The organism is Ruegeria sp. BH8 (assembly GCF_056538065.1).
Window position 1 is genome coordinate 96381 of record NZ_JBQFSP010000013.1, and the last position, 16244, is coordinate 112624.

Below are 16244 nucleotides of genomic sequence, written 5' to 3' on the forward strand. Positions count from 1 at the left end.
CGTCATTCCCTAAATGCACGATTGAAGTAATCGGCCATCGGCTTGACCAGATAGGACAACGGGGTGCGTTCATCGGTTTTGATCAGTGTCTCAACAGGCATACCCGGCAAAAGCTCCTGACCGTTGAGACGGTCCAGCTCGCCATCATTCATAACCACTTCGGCGCGATAGAATGTAAAGCCGGACTTTTCATCCGTGAATGTATCGGCTGACACGTTTTTGACCTGCCCGTCCAATTCAGGCGTTTCACGCTGATTGAAGGCCGGAAACCGCAGGGCGACAGGTTGACCCACATGCAGCTGATCCACATGGATCGCGTCAACGCGCGCGGCGACAAGCAATGGCGTATCCTGTGGAACAACATACATCATGGGTTCACCCGGCTGAACGACAGACTGAAGGGCAAAGACCTGACTTCCATATACTGTTCCGCTGACCGGTGCGCGGATGTCCAATCGTGTCAGCCGCTCGGACAGGGACAGTCGGCGTTCCGATAGTTCAGCAACTTGCGCCTGTACGTCCCGCAACGTGGTAATTGCCTCTTCCCGGCGGGTTGCAGACAGTTCAACGATCTGGATCTCGGTTGATGCGATCTGCCCTTTGAGGCGGGCGACAGCAGCTTCCAGTCGGCCTATTTCACCTGTCAGGCTGGCTTCTTCCCGTTGCAGGGCCAGTACACGACTGGTTTGCGTCAATCCTCGTTTCAACAGGCTTTGCTGGTCTTCCAGCTCATCCTCGATCAATTCAACCTGACGGCGCAGCGAAACGAGTTGGGCCTGCGTGCCTTCAATCTCGCTCTCGATCTGAACCAGCTGCTTGTTCAGCTGTTCTTGCTGTTTGGATAGGGTTTCCACCCGGGCGTCGAACAGGTTTTGCTGACCTTCGATCAGGTCCAGATCAATGCTGTATTCCGTCTGAACCTCGTGCAACTGCGCCGCCAACTCTTGCGACGAAAGCCCGTCGCGTTCGGCCTGAAGCCTGACACGCCGTGTCAGAAGCTCAAAAAGCTGCGCTTCCACAATCGTCTGTTCGGACGATAGGAAAGTATCATCCAGCCGCAACAGCATCTCGCCCGAGGCGACCACATCACCATCGCGTACAAATATTTCGCCAACAACGCCGCCATCGGGGTGTTCTACCACCTGACGGTTGCTTTGTACCTCGATCACGCCTGAGGATACGATCGCACCTGCGAGGCGCGTCTTCACTGCCCAAAGACCCAATCCGCCAACCAAAATGGCAAGTGCGGCGAATCCCACCAGGGCGGGAATTCTCATACTCCAGGCCTGCGCCTGCTTCTTGGTCGTCTTTTTTGCCATTATTCACCTACGGGGCTAAGCTTGCGCTTAATCGCGCCCGCGTTCTGCACCATTGCGCTGAGAACCTCGTCACGACTGCCGAACCTGACCACTTGTCCTTTTTCGACAACGGCCAGATCGTCACATTCCGAAATGGCCTGCGGGCGGTGTGTCATGATGATGGCGGCTTTGCCTGCCGCCTTGAGCCCCCTCACGGCCGCGTTCAAGGCTTCGGTGCCATCCGCGTCCAGTGCCGAGTTTGGTTCGTCGAGAATAAGCAGAACAGGGTCGCCATAGAGGGCGCGGGCCAGAGCGATGCGCTGTTTCTGCCCGCCTGACAACTGACTGTCATTGCCTTCAAGGAAGGTACCATAACCTTTCTCCAAAGACAGGATCAGGTCGTGCGCATTGGCTTTCTTGGCTGCGGCCACCACCGCTTCGGAATCCGGGTTTTCTGACATCCGGGCGATGTTCTCGGCCACGGTCCCGTTAAACAGGGTAACCTGCTGCGGCAAATATCCGATATGGCTGCCCAGATCGTTGGAGTCATATTGATCCAGAGTGGCACCACCCAGTCGAATTTCACCGGCTGCCGGATTCCAAAGCCCCAGCAACGCCTTGGCCAGTGTCGTCTTTCCCGATCCGCTTTTGCCGATGACACCCAGCGCCTTGCCCGGTTGCAGCTTCAGATTCACGTTCCGCAACGTTGGCGTTGTTGCCCCGGGGGGAATGACAGTCAGCGATTTGGCTTCCAACTGCGCTTTCGGGATGGGCAAGCGAATCCGCTGCTCTTCGGGAGGGGTCTGATCCAAAAACCGGCTTAGGGAAGTCCAGGCCGTTCGCGCACGTTCGATCATGCCCCATTGGCCGACCGCTTGTTCGACCGGGGCGAGGGCCCGACCCAAAAGGATTGAACCCGCGATCATCGCGCCCGGTGTCATTTCGTTTTGCAAAACCAGCCACGCGCCCAAGGCAAGCATTGCAGATTGAAGAAACAGTCGTAACGACTTGGTCAAAGACGTAAAACTGCCTGTCCAGTCGCTGGCCGAAATGGTTTGGCGCAAGGCATTCGAACGCTGGTCCAACCACCGCTTTGTCACGTCCGCCTGCATACCCTGTGAGCGCACAACCTCTGCCGCTTGTCTCGCATGTTCCGCAAAGGCGTTTGCCCGCGCTGCTGCAGTTTGTGCTTCAGCGACTTTTCTGCTGGTCAGAGCCTGATTGAGCAGTGCAATCACGACAAGCAGAACACCGCTTGCCACGGCCAGCCAGCCCAGCAAGGGATGAAACAGGAAAATCGCACCCAGAAAAACAGGCGTCCATGGAATATCCATCACCGCCAGCAGAACGGGGGATGAGCACAGGTTTCGAATGGATTCCAAATCACGCAAGGCCGTTGCCGGGGCAGATCGTATTTGCGGCAAAAGTGAACGCCGCAGCGTTGCTTCGAAGACGCGCTCATCCAACTGTGACTGGAACCGTGCGCCGAACCGGGCCACGATGCGTCCGCGGGCAAAATCCAGCATCGCCATCAGCGCATAAAGCAACGCCACCAACAAAAACAGCGCTGTCAGTGTTTCCACTGCACGCGAGCCCAATACCCGGTCATACACCTGCAACATGAACAATGGGCCAGTCAGCATAAGCAGGTTCACAAAAATGCTGAACAAGAACGCCAAAGCAAGGAACGCGATCCCCTGATTGCGCACATTGCGCAGTTCATGCCGGGGGGCCGCAGATACGCGGTGTTCAGGTTTCAATGTTTTAAATCCATATTATCCGGAGATGCGCCCCCGCATTTAAAAAGTTAGATCAGCCTTGCCAAGTTTGCACATCTTTTTTTGGGCAAGAAACCGCGGGTCCCTAGCGTAAAGAAGCACTATTCAGCCGTAGCTGACAAAAATCTAACGGCAATTACAGGCGCCGCTGGGCGGGCGTTTCAGGATTACGGCAAATCGGGCGGAATACAGCAAATATACGGACGCGCGAAGACCGCAGCCCGCCAACAAGCCGCAGGCGATTAAGGTTGCATTGATCCCGCCGCGAAATGACCGAGACCGGATTTTTCGACTTCAACTGTAAGGATGACAAGCTTTTTTTAATGTCGGACATTATTGTTTATTTTGTCCTACATTAAATGTAAAAGTGAATGAAATACGAATCGGAGAAGCCGCGCGTGGTCAAAAGAACGCCCCCAAAGGAAAAAGCTGAGAGTGTCGGCAACACCTTGAAGGTGCTACCGGCTGGCAGCAGCGGCCGGGACGTTCTGGAGGCTCTCTCTGGAATGATCGAAGTGGAAGGATTGAAAGTAGGGGATCGCCTGCCGCCAGAGATCGAAATTGCAAATCAGCTTGGGATCGGACGGGCGAAGGTTCGCGAGGCCCTGACAAGTTGGCAGAATATGGGCATCGTTGTACGGAACAAGAAAGCCGGGACGCGATTGGCGGCCGAGGTATCTGCCAATACGATCCATCTCCCACTCACGCTGAAGCTCGAAGCCGAAAGCCTTTTGCGAACACACGCCGTGCGCCGGCCACTGGAAATCGAGGCAGCAAGGTTGGCAGCACTGAATTGCTCAGACGCGCAGCGGCTTTTGATTTCGGCCCGCGTTGCAGAGCTCATAGCTGTTCATTCTGCAGGTGAGGATTGGCGGCCGGCCGATTACCGGTTTCACGCGGCACTGCATGAAGCGTGCGGAAATCCACTTTTCGGGCAGTTGATCCGGCAAATTCAAAAAGCTTTTCACGAAGTATATGACACGCCCTTCGGTCAACCACACTTGGGGCAGGCCTCAATTCCAATACATGCGCCGCTGGCCGAAGCAGTTGTCTCCGGCCGTGCAGACGAAGCCGCAAGTATTATCGGCGCGATCATGGACATGGTCGAAGCAGAAGTCCTAGAAATCATGGAAAGCCAGAATGTCTGACTACGAAGACCTTTCGACGCGTCTTGCAGCAACCTTCCCGGATGCGGCTGGTTCGGTCACGCCGCCGATCGTTCAAACGTCACTGTTCACCTTCGACAATTACCAAAGTTTTGAAGACCGGATGGCCGGAAGATCAGAAACGGCCATCTACACGCGCGTGGAAAACCCGACCGTCGCCGCGTTTGAAACGCTTATGGCTGAAGCCGAGCAAGGTCAGGCAGCCGTTGCATTTGCTTCCGGGATGGCGGCCATTTCCTCAACGCTGCTGGCATTTGTCAAACCCGGTGACCGGATTGCCTGCGTCGAACATGTCTATCCGGATTCATTCCGGTTCATGGAGCGCATCCTGCGCCCGTTCGGGGTGCATATCGACTACCATGCGCCGGAGCGTTTCGAGAACGACCCCGATCTGCTTGCCGATGTAACGGTGGCTTATCTGGAGAGCCCCGGATCGATCATTTTTGAGGCGATGGATCTACGTCGCGTCGCAGAGCATGCCAGACGCCACAATGTGTTGACGATGATTGATAATTCATGGGCAAGCCCGGTGTTCCAACGCCCCCTCGCATTGGGCATCGACATCGTCATCCACTCGGCCTCGAAATATATTTCGGGGCACTCGGACACGGTTGCGGGCGTGGTGGTTGCCTCCCGGGACCATATCGCCCGCATCCGTGATCTGACACTTCCTTTGCTTGGGGCCAAACTGGCACCTTTTGAAGCCTTCCTGCTGACGCGCGGCCTGCGCACGCTGAACGCACGCATGATGCAGCATCAAGCAACGGCCAACACGTTTGTTGATCGCCTGGCCACTGTTCCGCAGGTCAGGCTGGTCAACTCACCCGGTGCCAACGACGTGCCCGGGTTGACCGGGCGGTCCGGTCTTATGTCGGTTGAGTTTGATGACAGTGTCGACATCGCAAAACTTTCTGATGCCTTGAACCTTTTCCGCCTCGGTGTGAGCTGGGGGGGCTTCGAAAGTCTGATCCTGCCTGCGCGCGTCGGGCTTGCTCAGGCTGGTGAACAAAACTCAATGCAGAAATTTGGGGTCTCACCCAATCTGGTGCGCCTGAGTTTGGGGCTCGAGTCGGCAGAAGATCTATGGGCCGATTTTGCTTCGGCTCTCGCCGAAAGCGCGGCTTAGAACCGTTCGCTCAAAAAAACCAACAGGAGGAAAACATGAAGAAACTACTAACTGGAATGACGGCTGCGGCCGTGTTCATGGGTTCGGCATCTTATGCCGAGACCACACTGAAACTGGTCGAGGTTATTACAAGCCCCGAGCGTACAGAGGTGCTTCAGGGGCTGATTGATGAGTTTGAAGCCAATAACCCAGACGTCACTGTCGAGATTGTATCGCTACCCTGGGGCAACGCGTTCGAAAAGCTGGCAACAATGGTGGCAGGAGGCGACATCCCGGATGTGGTTGAAATGCCCGACACCTGGCAGGCCCTCTATGCCGGGTCCGATCAGCTGGTCAGTCTCAAGGATCATGTCGCCGGATGGGAACACGGGGCTTCGCTGACTGACAAGACAGTCGCCATGGGCAGCCAGGCGGGTGATCTCTATATGATCCCGTACGGCTTCTACCTGCGGGCGATGTTCTACAACAAAAAACTGCTGGCCGAAGCCGGTATCGACACCCCTCCGACTACGATGGAGGAGTTCAAGGCTGCCTCTGCCGCGGTGTCCGAGCTTGAAGGCAAATACGGATACTGTCTGCGCGGTGGTCCCGGTGGAACAAATGGCTGGATCATGTTCGCCGCAGCCATGAACGGCACCAACGAGTTCTTCACAGAAGACGGTGTCAGCCGCATCAACGAGCCCGGCTCGGTCGAAGGTATCCAGTTCATGATCGATATGTATCAGAACGGGTATGCGCCCAAGGATGCCGTCAGTTGGGGCTTTAACGAGATCGTGGCCGGCTTCTATTCCGGCACCTGTGCATTCCTTGATCAGGACCCGGACGCACTGATCGCTATTGCCGAACGGATGCCTGCCGAAGATTTCGCGGTCATTCCGATGCCTGTCGGACCATCGGGCAAAGCTTTCCCAACAATTGGGTTCGCAGGCTGGTCGATCTTCAATGCGACTGAACATGAAGACGAAGCCTTTGATCTGGTTGCGGCCTTGTCGACGCCCGAAGCCAACGCCACGTGGGCAAAACGCGTTGGCGTCATTCCGATCCACAAAGGCGCTGATCAGGATCCTCATTTCCAGACCGAGCAATTCAAAGGCTGGTTTGAGGAACTGAACGGCGAGCAATATGTGCCGACAACAATGCCAACCAACCTGGAACAGTGGGGCTATTTTGGTAGCACGCTTCTGCTGGAAACCAGTCAGGAAGCCCTGTTGGGGCAGCGCAGCGCGCAGGACGTCGCGGATGAGTGGGCTGAGTTCCTCACTGATGAGCATGCCAAGTGGAAGGCAAAACAGTGATTTCGCGCACTCAGAAAACTGTCAGGCCCGGGGAAACCCGGGCACGACGCTCGCTCTACCTGCAATACATGGTCGAGCCGTTTTTCTATTTGTCACCCGCAATTCTTCTGATCAGTGCGGTGATCATGGTTCCGTTAATCATCGGAATCTCATATTCGTTCCAATCCATTGAGCTGTTGAAGCCTTTTGCTTCTGGCTGGATCGGGTTTGAAAACTACGTTGATCTGTGGAAAGACCGCAAGTTCTGGATCGCGATGGAGAACACGCTGTTCTGGACCTTTTGGTCGATAACGTTCCAGTTTCTGCTTGGCCTTGGCCTTGCCATGCTTTTGAATACGCAGTTCTTTGGAAAGAAACTTTTTCAGGCGCTTGTTTTCCTACCCTGGGCTGTCCCGACCTTCCTTTCTGCGCTGACTTGGGCGTGGCTCTTTAACCCTGTCATCGGCCCGCTGCCGCATTGGCTGGCCGCCCTTGGCATTCTGTCAGAGCCCTACAATATCCTTGGTGACCCCAAGCTTGCCATGTGGGGTCCGATCACGGCAAATATCTGGTTCGGCGTTCCTTTCTTTGCGATCACGCTGCTGGCGGCTTTGCAATCGATACCCGATGAGCTTTATGAGGCCGCAGAAGTCGATGGCGCGACCCCCTGGCAGACTTTCACCAAGATCACGTTGCCGTTCCTTGCTCCGATGATCGCGATCACCGTGATGCTGAGGACGATCTGGATCGCCAACTTTGCCGACCTGATCTATGTGATGACCGGTGGCGGGCCTGCGAATTCGACGCAAATCCTGTCGACCTACATATTCACCACCGCTTTTCGAAAATTGGACTTCGGCTACGCGTCAACCATTGCTGTGGCGCTGTTGCTGATCCTTCTGATTTACGCCGTTATCCTGCTCTGGCTTCGCAAGAAGCTGGTCAAGATTTGAGGAGTTGACCATGTCAGCTGTCAGGAAACCCAACCCCCTGCTGGTTGTGGGTAAATACGCGGCACTTGCGTTCTATCTGATCTTTGCGTTGTTCCCGCTTTATTGGTTGCTCAAGATCGGGTTGACGCCGGACGCACTGATCTTTTCAGAGGGCACCCGCCTGTTTCCAAGCGAGGTGACCTTTTCAAACTTCAAAACGGTTATCTTTCAGACCGATTTTGTGGCCTATTTCCGGAACTCTCTTGTGGTGTCGCTGGGCGCGGCGTTCTTTACGACCTTGTTCGCGGCTGGGGCGGGTTATGCCTTTTCCCGCTTCGTTTTTGCGGGCAAACGCATCATCATCGCCTTGATGCTAGTCACCCAGATGTTCCCCCTGCTGATGATCATCGCACCCATCTACAAGATCATCGCGGACCTGGGGCTGCTGAATTCGCTGACAAGCCTTATCGTGGTCTACACTGCGTTCAACATCCCCTTTGCAACATTCCTGATGCAGTCATTTTTTGATGGCATACCCAAAGATCTGGAAGATGCGGCGATGATGGATGGCTGTACACGGTTTCAGGCGCTGCGCAAAGTGGTGTTCCCGCTGACATTGCCCGGGTTAGGGGCGACGCTTGGGTTTGTCTTTACTGCCGCGTGGTCCGAGCTCTTGTTTGCGTTGATGCTGATCTCGAAGAACGACGCGATGACATTCCCGGTTGGCTTGTTGACATTTGTTTCCAAATTCTCGGTCGATTGGGGGCAAATGATGGCGGCTGGCGTGCTGGCTCTGATCCCAAGTTGCCTCTTTTTCATCTTCATTCAACGCTATCTCGTGCAGGGCCTCACGTCCGGCGCGGTCAAAGGATAGGAGGCCAGATCATGGCACGTATCGAACTTCGTGATGTTGCAAAACGCTATGGATCCGTCGAGGTCCTGCGCAACATCAATCTTGAAATTCAGGATGGTGAGTTCATCGTTCTGGTCGGCCCGTCAGGCTGCGGCAAATCCACTTTGCTGCGCATGGTTGCTGGTCTTGAACCGATATCAAGCGGCGACTTTCTGATCGATGGCGAGCGTATGAACGATGTGAGGCCAAGGGACCGGGACATCGCGATGGTGTTCCAATCCTACGCTCTCTATCCGCATATGGATGTCGCTCGGAACATGGGTTTCTCGATGGAAATCCGCAAAGCTCCGGTGGCTGAACGCATATCAAAGGTCGCCCAGGCGGCAGAGACGCTGGGATTGACCAAATTGACGGATCGCTTGCCCAAGGCCCTTTCAGGTGGTCAACGTCAGCGGGTTGCTATGGGGCGGGCCATCATCCGAGACCCGCGCGCATTTCTGTTTGACGAGCCATTGTCAAACCTTGACGCCGCTTTGCGTGTCGAGATGCGGCTGGAGATTGCGCGGCTGCATCAAAAGCTCAGCGCGACCATGATCTACGTGACCCATGATCAGGTCGAAGCGTTGACGCTGGCAGATCGGATCGTTGTTCTGAACGCAGGCGACATCCAGCAAGTCGGCAGCCCGCTTGAGCTTTATGAAAGACCGGCCAACAAGTTTGTTGCGCAGTTTATCGGCTCACCCACCATGAATGTTGTGCCTGTATTGGGAACTGAAACTGGTGTGAATGTCGGGAATGGAGTTGAAATTAAAATTCTCGATCAACCCCTTGCCGCTGAGGCCAAAGAACTGGGTGTAAGGCCGGAACACATCGATGTTGTGGAAAACGGTGCCGGTGATCTGTCCGCCGTTGCGGATGTTGTTGAACATCTGGGGTCGGACACGAACATCTACGTCAATGCTGAGGGGATCGGCCCCATGATGGTGCGCAAGCATGGCAATATCCCCGTGAAATCCGGGGATCGCCTCGGTTTGCGCATTCAAGCACAGAATGCACATCTGTTTGCCTCGGATGGTACAGCGTTGCTACGTGCTTGCTGAGATGATGGGCAATTTGGAAGATCGGGCCAAGTCGCGCACGACAGGACTCCATCCGCGGGATATTTAGATGAACGACAATCAGTTATTGCTTCCGGGGTCACAGTCCGAGACCGGGTTTTGGATTGAAACGCCAAGACACCGCGATTGGTTGATGAACCAGGCCAAGCGGCAACTTACGTTCTTCAGCGCAAGTTGCCGGGATGAGCCCGGGTTCTATATACTTGGTCACGATGGTCGCCCGCTGCTCGGCAAGCTGCAGGAGCTGCACACGACAACCCGGTTGATTCATTCTTATGCATTAGGACATCTATCTGGTTTTCAAGGTGCTGAACGGATCATCGATCACGGTATGGCATATCTTGAAAGCCATCACCGAGATCGCGACCACGGCGGATATCTTTGGGCGCTGGAAGGGGATCAGATCAAGGATGACCGCAAGCTTGCTTATGGGCACGTCTTTGTCCTTCTTGCCTCGGCAAGTGCGAAAATGGCGGGTCACCCGGATGCAGACAAACTAATGACAGATGTCCGAAATGTTCTGGAAAAACACTTCTGGGACGAAGAAGCGGGCCTGTTTCGCGATGAATGGAACAGGGATTGGACGCCGTTTTCCGCATATCGTGGAATGAATGCCAATATGCACGGCGTTGAGGCGATGCTGGCTGCCTTTGAGGCAACAGGGGACGAAACCTACCTGTCCCGCGCCGGTCGCATTCTGGACTTTTTCATTGGCAAAATTGCACCCGGTGAAAACTGGCGGCTTCCCGAACACTATTCGTCTGATTGGCAAATTAACCGAGATTATGCGGGCGATCCGATGTTCAGGCCTTCCGGAACAACGCCGGGGCATTCGTTCGAATTGGGTCGGCTTCAGCTTCAGCATTGGGATTTGTCAGGCCGAACGAGCCCTAATACTCCGAACACGGCGCGCCACCTGATTGCGCAGGCTTTGAAAGATGCGTGGCTGCCTGATGGCGGGTTGGCCTACACACTTGATTTTGATGGCCGCGTTGCCAACGCTTCGCGGTTCTGGTGGCCCATCACCGAAGCCATCGGGGCGGTTGCCGCTCTGATCGTGCTTGACAGAAGGCCAGAAGACGAGGAGTGGTACAGAAAGCTCTGGACCTATGCGAATGAAACATTTGTCGATCATCAGCATGGCGGCTGGTATCCAGCAGTAGATGGGGCAGGGGCTGTTGTGACATCCATCTTTGACGGCAAGCCGGACATCTATCACTCGTTGCAAGCCTGTCTGTTTCCACTGTCACAACGTCTATCGAGGTTGATGCCGCTTTAGGTTTGGAAAATCCGCAGTTGCGGCTTGTTTTACCCGAGTCAGAATCCGGTGCAGGATCTTGTCGAATACCCGCAGACTACAAATCGTAGCCTGCGGCGGTGTCCGAAAGTCCCGGGCGCGCTCGGTTGCCCTTGCATTCCAGCGCTATGCATTCCAAACAACCTCGAACTCCTCGCGAAACGCAAAGCGTTTCAGGTGGTCCTCTATAACACCCATCCAAAAGTTCAAATCCTCACGTGGGCCGACTGAAGCAACTATTTCCAGCCCTTCGTCCGTCGCTTTCATCGCAACCGCGCGCCGGTTTTCAAACGAAACGTTTCCTTCAGTTGCGCCAAATTCGACTTGCCCTTTGTGGGACCAGTGCTTGCATAACTGCTGAAGATACTTGCTGGCCATTTCTGTTCGCGCATTTCCAGACGCGCACTGGTCTGGCAACATTTCCAACGCAGTTTCGGCCGCCCCGCGCATAGACTTGGCAAAAAGTGTTACGTCGATATTCGTGGCCAGGAACGTAACCCCAAGATCCAGACACTTGCGCTGCATCACGGGGTCCAACGTTAGGATGCCCGCTGCCTTGCCCGCTGCCACGATCCTTGACAACGCGTCCAAAACCGCTTCGACCACGTCGGGGTGGCCAGCATTGCCGATGTGCCCCATATCCGCGGCCAAATCTGACGGACCGATAAATACGCCGTCGACATCTGTCGTCAGAATGTCATCCAGTGCATCCAGGCCAAGGCGGTTTTCCACCTGAACCAACAGGCAAATCTGGTCGCCTGCCGTTGTCAGGTAATCCGGGATCGCCGCGAAACGCGAAGCACGCGCCAGAGCAGACCCAACGCCTCGAACTCCATGTGGTGGATATTGCACCGCGCGCACCAATTCCCGCGCTTGATCGCCGCTTTCAACCATTGGCACCAATATGCTTTGGACGCCAGCATCGAGATATTGCTTGATCATCCAGGTCTCGCCAATTGGCAGGCGCGCTACCGGTTGGCTACCTGTGCCTTCGATGACCCTCACTTGCTCAAGGATAGACCGCAGATCGTTCGGGGCATGTTCCCCGTCAACAAGCAGCCAGTCAAATCTGGATGTGGCGGCGATTTCGGCGGCATATGCATTGGCCATCCCAATCCAACATCCGATCTGGGGTTTTCCGGCTTTCAGTGCGGCCTTGAAGGGGTTTGTTGGCGCGGGCATTAAGGTGCTCCTTCAATCAAATTTGATATCGACCGAGCCGAAGGGTCCGAAATCGGCGTGAATTTCTGTGCTTGGCGGGCATTCGACGGGGCGAATGAAGCTGCCCGACAGGATCACTTGTCCGGGTTCAATACTTTGTCCGTATTGCGCCATGCGCCGGGCCAGCCAGACAACACTTTCAACAGGATCATTCAATACGCCGGCCCCAAGGCCGGTTTCCTCAATCTCACCGTTGCGGAAGGTCAAGGCACCAACCCAGCGCAGGTCGAATTCGTCAATCGCGTGGCGCTCTGTACCCAGCACAATCCCTGCATTGGCGGCATTGTCGCTGATCGTGTCAAAGACGGTTCTGGCCTTGCCGGTCTCGGGGTCCTGACGCTGAATACGTGTGTCCAGAATTTCAATCGCCGGTGAGACGTAGTCCGTGGCGGATACGATGTCGTCGCGGCTGACATTCTCGCCACCGACGGCGGATTTCATGATAAAGGCGATTTCAGCCTCGATCCGGGGCTGGATGAACCGGCCCGCAGGGACCATACCACCGTTTTCAAACGCCATATCATCAAACAGGATGCCGCTGTCGGGAATATCGATGTTCAGCACATTTTGCATCGCTTTCGATGTCAGACCGATTTTCCACCCGATGACCTTGCGCCCCTCGGCCAGCTTCTGGCGATAGATGGCGTTCTGCACCTCATAAGCGTCGTCCATACCCATCTGGGGGTGGCGCAGGCTCAGCAGACCGATCTGGTCGCCGGTGCGTTCGGCCTGAAGCAGGTCGGCTGCTGCGCGGGCATGCTCTTCGGGTGTCATGCCTTCTCATCCTCGACTGTGTTGCGCAGGGTGCCGATACCTCCGACAGAAACCTCGACCACGTCACCCGGTGCAAGATATTTTGGCGGGTCAAAGCGCGCGCCCGCACCGGTGGGGGTGCCGGTTACGATAAGGTCACCCGGCTTCAGGGTCATGAAGGTCGAGATATACTCGATCTCGCGCCGGATCGGGAACATCATGCGGTCGAGGGTGTCGCCCTGACGCAACTCACCATTGACGTGGGTTTGAATGCGGGCGTCATCCAATTGCGCCGGGTCGGTGAAGGGCACCAGCCAAGGGCCGATCGACCCTGAATTGTCCCAGTTCTTGCCCTGAGTTACGTTGAACTTGGCATGGCGCACCCAATCGCGGATCGTGCCTTCGTTGCACAGCGTCAACGCGGCGATGTGCTCATAGGCTTCGTCCTGCGATATCCGGCGACCCGCCTTGCCGATTACAATGGCCACTTCGCCCTCGTAATCCAGCGTGTGGTTTTCCGGCGGACGGATCAGCGGGCGGTTGTGGCCGGTAAAGCCGCTGGCAAAGCGGGGGAACAGCGACATATATTCCGGTTGCGCGCTGCCATCCTTGTATTCCGCATTTCTGTCCGGAAAGTTCACGCCGACGCACAGAATGCGACGTGCATCCGGCATCACCATTTCATAGGTGAAATCGGAATGGGTCACAGGCTTACCCTCGGCCGCCGCAGCCAACCGGCTAAACTCACCCGCAGCGATGACCTCATACAGGCTGGAAAACTCGGGGAAATCACCGTTCAGGGCAATCGCACCATCATCGGTAATCGCGCCAAAGAAGGTATCCCCTTCGGCGGTAAAAGTAGCAAAGCGCATTAAGCCTCCTCGGCGGTGTCGATGCCGCCCATGCACAGGTATTTGAGTTCCATGAAGTCATCCAGCCCATGGCGCGAGCCTTCACGGCCCAGACCAGACATCTTAACCCCGCCAAACGGAGCTTCCGCAGTCGAGATCAGGCCGGTGTTGATTCCGACCATGCCATATTCCAGCTTCTCGGAAACTCGCCAAACGCGAGCCAGGTCGCGGGAATAGAAATATGAGGCAAGGCCGAACTCGGTGTTATTTGCCGCAGCGACGACTTCGCTTTCGGTGTTGAACTTAAAAAGGGGTGCGACCGGGCCAAACGTCTCTTCGGTCGCGACCGCCATCTCCGAAGTAACACCGGTCAAAATGGTTGGCTCAAAGAATGTGCCACCCATGTCGTGTGACTTACCGCCCAGAATGACTTCGGCACCTTTCGAGGTCGCATCAGCGATGTGTTCAGCAACCTTGTCGACAGCCGCCTGATCGATCAGCGGACCAAATATGATACCTTCGTCAAAGCCATTACCAGTGGGCAAAGTCGCTACTTTGTCGCGCAGCTTGGCGGCAAAGGAATCGTAGACACCGGCCTGCACGTAAATGCGGTTGGCGCAAACGCAGGTCTGACCATTATTTCGAAACTTGGCGATCACCGCTCCTTCCACAGCGGCGTCCAGATCAGCATCATCGAATACAATGAAGGGCGCATTGCCACCCAGCTCCAACCCCAGTTTTTTGATCGTTGGCGCGCATTGCGCATATAGAAGCGTTCCGATCTCGGTCGAACCGGTAAAGGTCAGCTTCTGCACTGTCGGGTTCCCGGTCATCTCGCCGCCAATGCCACGGGCTGAGCCGGTGACGACCGAGAACAGTCCCGCAGGCAGGCCCGCTCTTTCGGCCAGAACCGCCAACGCGATAGCTGAGAATGGAGTCTGGCTGGCCGGTTTCAAAACCATGGAGCAGCCCGCCGCCAGAGCAGGGCCAGCCTTGCGCGTGATCATAGCGTTTGGGAAATTCCACGGCGTAATCGCGGCTACAACCCCGATGGGTTGTTTGATCGTCAGGATGCGTTTGTCTGGAGCGTGGCCTGGGGTGACATCACCATAGGCGCGGCGGGCCTCTTCTGCGAACCACTCAATGAAGCTGGCACCATAGGCGATCTCACCTTTGGCTTCGGCCAGTGGCTTGCCCTGCTCAGCTGTCAGGATGGCACCCAGATCGTCCTGGTTCTCCATCATCAGTTCGTACCAGCGACGCAGAATTTGACTACGCGTTTTGGCGGTGCGTTTAGCCCACTCATGGCGCGCGGTCTCGGCGGCAGCAATAGCTTCGGCGGTTTCGGCGGCGCCCAGATTGGGAACATGACCAATAACTTCACCGGTGGCGGGGTTGGTGACGGCAAGGCCGTTGGCCGGGTCAGCTTCAATCCAGCGTGTACCTACAAGGGCAGCCTCTCGCAGCAAACCGGGGTCTTTCAAAGGAAGCATTTGGGGACCTGCATCAGTTCGAATTAGATAGATCAACGGCTTGCCCCGCCAAAAGGCACCAGGGGCAAGCAATCGGAATGGAAACCGCGATCCTCAGACCGGGAATATGACGTTAGTCTGACCGGTGCCCGAGGACGGGAAATACTCGGTCACAACCTCGCATTTCTTGTCGTAAGCGTCCCAGCCGAGTGCGCCGTATAGCATCGCGGTATCATGCATCGAACCTTCACCGCAGCAGAAGTTGGCATAGTCACCCAGCATCTTGAGGAACGTAGCGTGATCGCCGTTTTTCCACATTTCCAGCACGTGCAGATCCATCTGGCGATTGAATTCTGAGCTGATTGTGAAAGTGCCGTTATTGGCGGCATAGTCCTTGTTGGCCCAGATCTTGTGCGACAGCGAACCCGACGCAACCAGCAGCACCTTTTCGTCGCTGGCCTCGACTGCTTCGCGGATTGCCTCGCCGACGATACGGCTCTCGTCATGAGCGTGCACGGTGCACCACGCACCGATCGACACCACTTTCATTTCGTGTTCACGGCTCATGAACCGCATCGGCACCAGCGTGCCGTATTCCACCTCAAGGCTGTCCAGGTGATGGGCCAACGTATAAGCACCCTTTTCGGTCGCAATCCGCGCAATCGCATCACCCAATTCGGGGTTGCCCTCATATTTATAGGGCAGGTCCTGAATGAACTGGGGGAATTCATTCGATGTGAATAGACCCTCAAAATGGTCGTTGGCGTTTATGTGAAAGCCCGCGTTCAACACCCAATGCGTATCACAGATGACAACAGTTGTTGCGCCCAGTTCCTTGGCGCGACGAGCAATCTCCCGGTGGCCATCAATAGCCGGTTGACGCTTGCCTTTTATCGGTCCTTCCTGCTCGGACATGAGCAGGGTAGGCACGTGAGTCATTTTGGCGGCAAGTACGATTTCTCCCATGGTCTCCTCCTGGAGTTAGAGTTTTTTCGCGCGTATTTCGAGTGCAGTCGGTTACAGTTTCCCGAGCTGCATGATGTTGTGATTTCCGGTTGCGAAGCCGACGTGTTTTTGTTCCATGTAGAACTCGAAGCTCCAGTTG

The 16244-nt window shown here is 55.7% G+C and carries 14 protein-coding genes; 7 read left to right on the forward strand and 7 right to left on the reverse strand.

Annotation, left to right across the window (positions count from 1 at the left end):
• Positions 1-2: 2 nt before the first annotated feature.
• Complete coding sequence (locus tag ACR0AD_RS17835; RefSeq protein WP_480484347.1) at positions 3-1277, reverse strand: HlyD family type I secretion periplasmic adaptor subunit; 1275 nt, start codon at positions 1275-1277, stop codon at positions 3-5.
• Positions 1278-1318: 41 nt separating this feature from the next.
• Positions 1319-3058 carry a type I secretion system permease/ATPase gene (locus tag ACR0AD_RS17840; RefSeq protein ID WP_480484348.1) on the reverse strand — a complete coding sequence of 580 codons (1740 nt, stop codon included), beginning with the start codon at positions 3056-3058 and terminating at the stop codon, positions 1319-1321.
• Positions 3059-3447: 389 nt separating this feature from the next.
• Here ACR0AD_RS17840 and ACR0AD_RS17845 point away from each other — a divergent pair, with 389 nt between their 5' ends.
• From ACR0AD_RS17845 to ACR0AD_RS17875, 7 genes are all read left to right on the forward strand, one after another.
• The gene (locus tag ACR0AD_RS17845; RefSeq protein WP_480488680.1) at positions 3448-4224 is read left to right on the forward strand and encodes a FadR/GntR family transcriptional regulator; all 777 of its coding nucleotides are present in this window, start codon (positions 3448-3450) and stop codon (positions 4222-4224) included.
• Entirely contained in the window at positions 4217-5368 is a 1152-nt protein-coding gene (locus ACR0AD_RS17850; protein ID WP_480488678.1) for an aminotransferase class I/II-fold pyridoxal phosphate-dependent enzyme, read from the forward strand. Before ACR0AD_RS17845 ends, ACR0AD_RS17850 begins: the two co-directional genes overlap by 8 nt.
• Before the next feature lie 35 nt (positions 5369-5403).
• Complete coding sequence (locus ACR0AD_RS17855) at positions 5404-6663, forward strand: ABC transporter substrate-binding protein (protein ID WP_480488675.1); 1260 nt, start codon at positions 5404-5406, stop codon at positions 6661-6663.
• Positions 6645-7595 carry a carbohydrate ABC transporter permease gene (locus tag ACR0AD_RS17860; RefSeq protein WP_480488673.1) on the forward strand — a complete coding sequence of 317 codons (951 nt, stop codon included), beginning with the start codon at positions 6645-6647 and terminating at the stop codon, positions 7593-7595. Before ACR0AD_RS17855 ends, ACR0AD_RS17860 begins: the two co-directional genes overlap by 19 nt.
• Positions 7596-7605: 10 nt before the next feature.
• Positions 7606-8448 carry a carbohydrate ABC transporter permease gene (locus tag ACR0AD_RS17865; protein ID WP_480477286.1) on the forward strand — a complete coding sequence of 281 codons (843 nt, stop codon included), beginning with the start codon at positions 7606-7608 and terminating at the stop codon, positions 8446-8448.
• Between the two features lie 11 nt (positions 8449-8459).
• A complete protein-coding gene (locus tag ACR0AD_RS17870; protein ID WP_480484351.1) occupies positions 8460-9527 on the forward strand; it encodes an ABC transporter ATP-binding protein in 1068 nt (355 codons plus the stop codon).
• Between the two features lie 67 nt (positions 9528-9594).
• Positions 9595-10824: an AGE family epimerase/isomerase gene (locus ACR0AD_RS17875; RefSeq protein ID WP_480484352.1), complete on the forward strand. Its 1230-nt coding sequence runs from the start codon at positions 9595-9597 to the stop codon at positions 10822-10824.
• A gap of 144 nt (positions 10825-10968) precedes the next feature.
• Here ACR0AD_RS17875 and ACR0AD_RS17880 read toward each other — a convergent pair whose 3' ends face one another.
• The 5 genes from ACR0AD_RS17880 to hpaD form a co-directional block, all read right to left on the reverse strand.
• Complete coding sequence (locus tag ACR0AD_RS17880; RefSeq protein WP_480484353.1) at positions 10969-12024, reverse strand: aldolase/citrate lyase family protein; 1056 nt, start codon at positions 12022-12024, stop codon at positions 10969-10971.
• 12 nt (positions 12025-12036) lie between these two features.
• Positions 12037-12837 carry a 2-oxo-hept-4-ene-1,7-dioate hydratase gene (gene hpaH / locus ACR0AD_RS17885; RefSeq protein WP_480488671.1) on the reverse strand — a complete coding sequence of 267 codons (801 nt, stop codon included), beginning with the start codon at positions 12835-12837 and terminating at the stop codon, positions 12037-12039.
• Positions 12834-13688: a fumarylacetoacetate hydrolase family protein gene (locus ACR0AD_RS17890; RefSeq protein ID WP_480488669.1), complete on the reverse strand. Its 855-nt coding sequence runs from the start codon at positions 13686-13688 to the stop codon at positions 12834-12836. The genes hpaH and ACR0AD_RS17890 overlap by 4 nt, the downstream gene beginning before the upstream one ends.
• Positions 13688-15160, reverse strand: a complete 1473-nt coding sequence (locus ACR0AD_RS17895) for an NAD-dependent succinate-semialdehyde dehydrogenase (protein ID WP_480488667.1) — start codon at positions 15158-15160, stop codon at positions 13688-13690. The genes ACR0AD_RS17890 and ACR0AD_RS17895 overlap by 1 nt, the downstream gene beginning before the upstream one ends.
• Positions 15161-15253: 93 nt before the next feature.
• The gene (gene hpaD / locus ACR0AD_RS17900) at positions 15254-16105 is read right to left on the reverse strand and encodes a 3,4-dihydroxyphenylacetate 2,3-dioxygenase (RefSeq protein ID WP_480488665.1); all 852 of its coding nucleotides are present in this window, start codon (positions 16103-16105) and stop codon (positions 15254-15256) included.
• Positions 16106-16244 lie beyond the last annotated feature (139 nt).

Excerpts from the sequence above, each read along its gene's own strand:
- ACR0AD_RS17835 (WP_480484347.1), bottom strand. The coding sequence starts at position 1,277 with ATGAGAATTCCCGCCCTGGTGGGATTCGCCGCACTTGCCATTTTGGTT.
- ACR0AD_RS17845 (WP_480488680.1), top strand. The coding sequence starts at position 3,448 with ATGAAATACGAATCGGAGAAGCCGCGCGTGGTCAAAAGAACGCCCCCA.
- ACR0AD_RS17850 (WP_480488678.1), top strand. The coding sequence starts at position 4,217 with ATGTCTGACTACGAAGACCTTTCGACGCGTCTTGCAGCAACCTTCCCG.
- ACR0AD_RS17855 (WP_480488675.1), top strand. The coding sequence starts at position 5,404 with ATGAAGAAACTACTAACTGGAATGACGGCTGCGGCCGTGTTCATGGGT.
- ACR0AD_RS17865 (WP_480477286.1), top strand. The coding sequence starts at position 7,606 with ATGTCAGCTGTCAGGAAACCCAACCCCCTGCTGGTTGTGGGTAAATAC.
- ACR0AD_RS17870 (WP_480484351.1), top strand. The coding sequence starts at position 8,460 with ATGGCACGTATCGAACTTCGTGATGTTGCAAAACGCTATGGATCCGTC.
- ACR0AD_RS17875 (WP_480484352.1), top strand. The coding sequence starts at position 9,595 with ATGAACGACAATCAGTTATTGCTTCCGGGGTCACAGTCCGAGACCGGG.
- ACR0AD_RS17880 (WP_480484353.1), bottom strand. The coding sequence starts at position 12,024 with ATGCCCGCGCCAACAAACCCCTTCAAGGCCGCACTGAAAGCCGGAAAA.
- hpaH (WP_480488671.1), bottom strand. The coding sequence starts at position 12,837 with ATGACACCCGAAGAGCATGCCCGCGCAGCAGCCGACCTGCTTCAGGCC.
- ACR0AD_RS17890 (WP_480488669.1), bottom strand. The coding sequence starts at position 13,688 with ATGCGCTTTGCTACTTTTACCGCCGAAGGGGATACCTTCTTTGGCGCG.
- ACR0AD_RS17895 (WP_480488667.1), bottom strand. The coding sequence starts at position 15,160 with ATGCTTCCTTTGAAAGACCCCGGTTTGCTGCGAGAGGCTGCCCTTGTA.
- hpaD (WP_480488665.1), bottom strand. The coding sequence starts at position 16,105 with ATGGGAGAAATCGTACTTGCCGCCAAAATGACTCACGTGCCTACCCTG.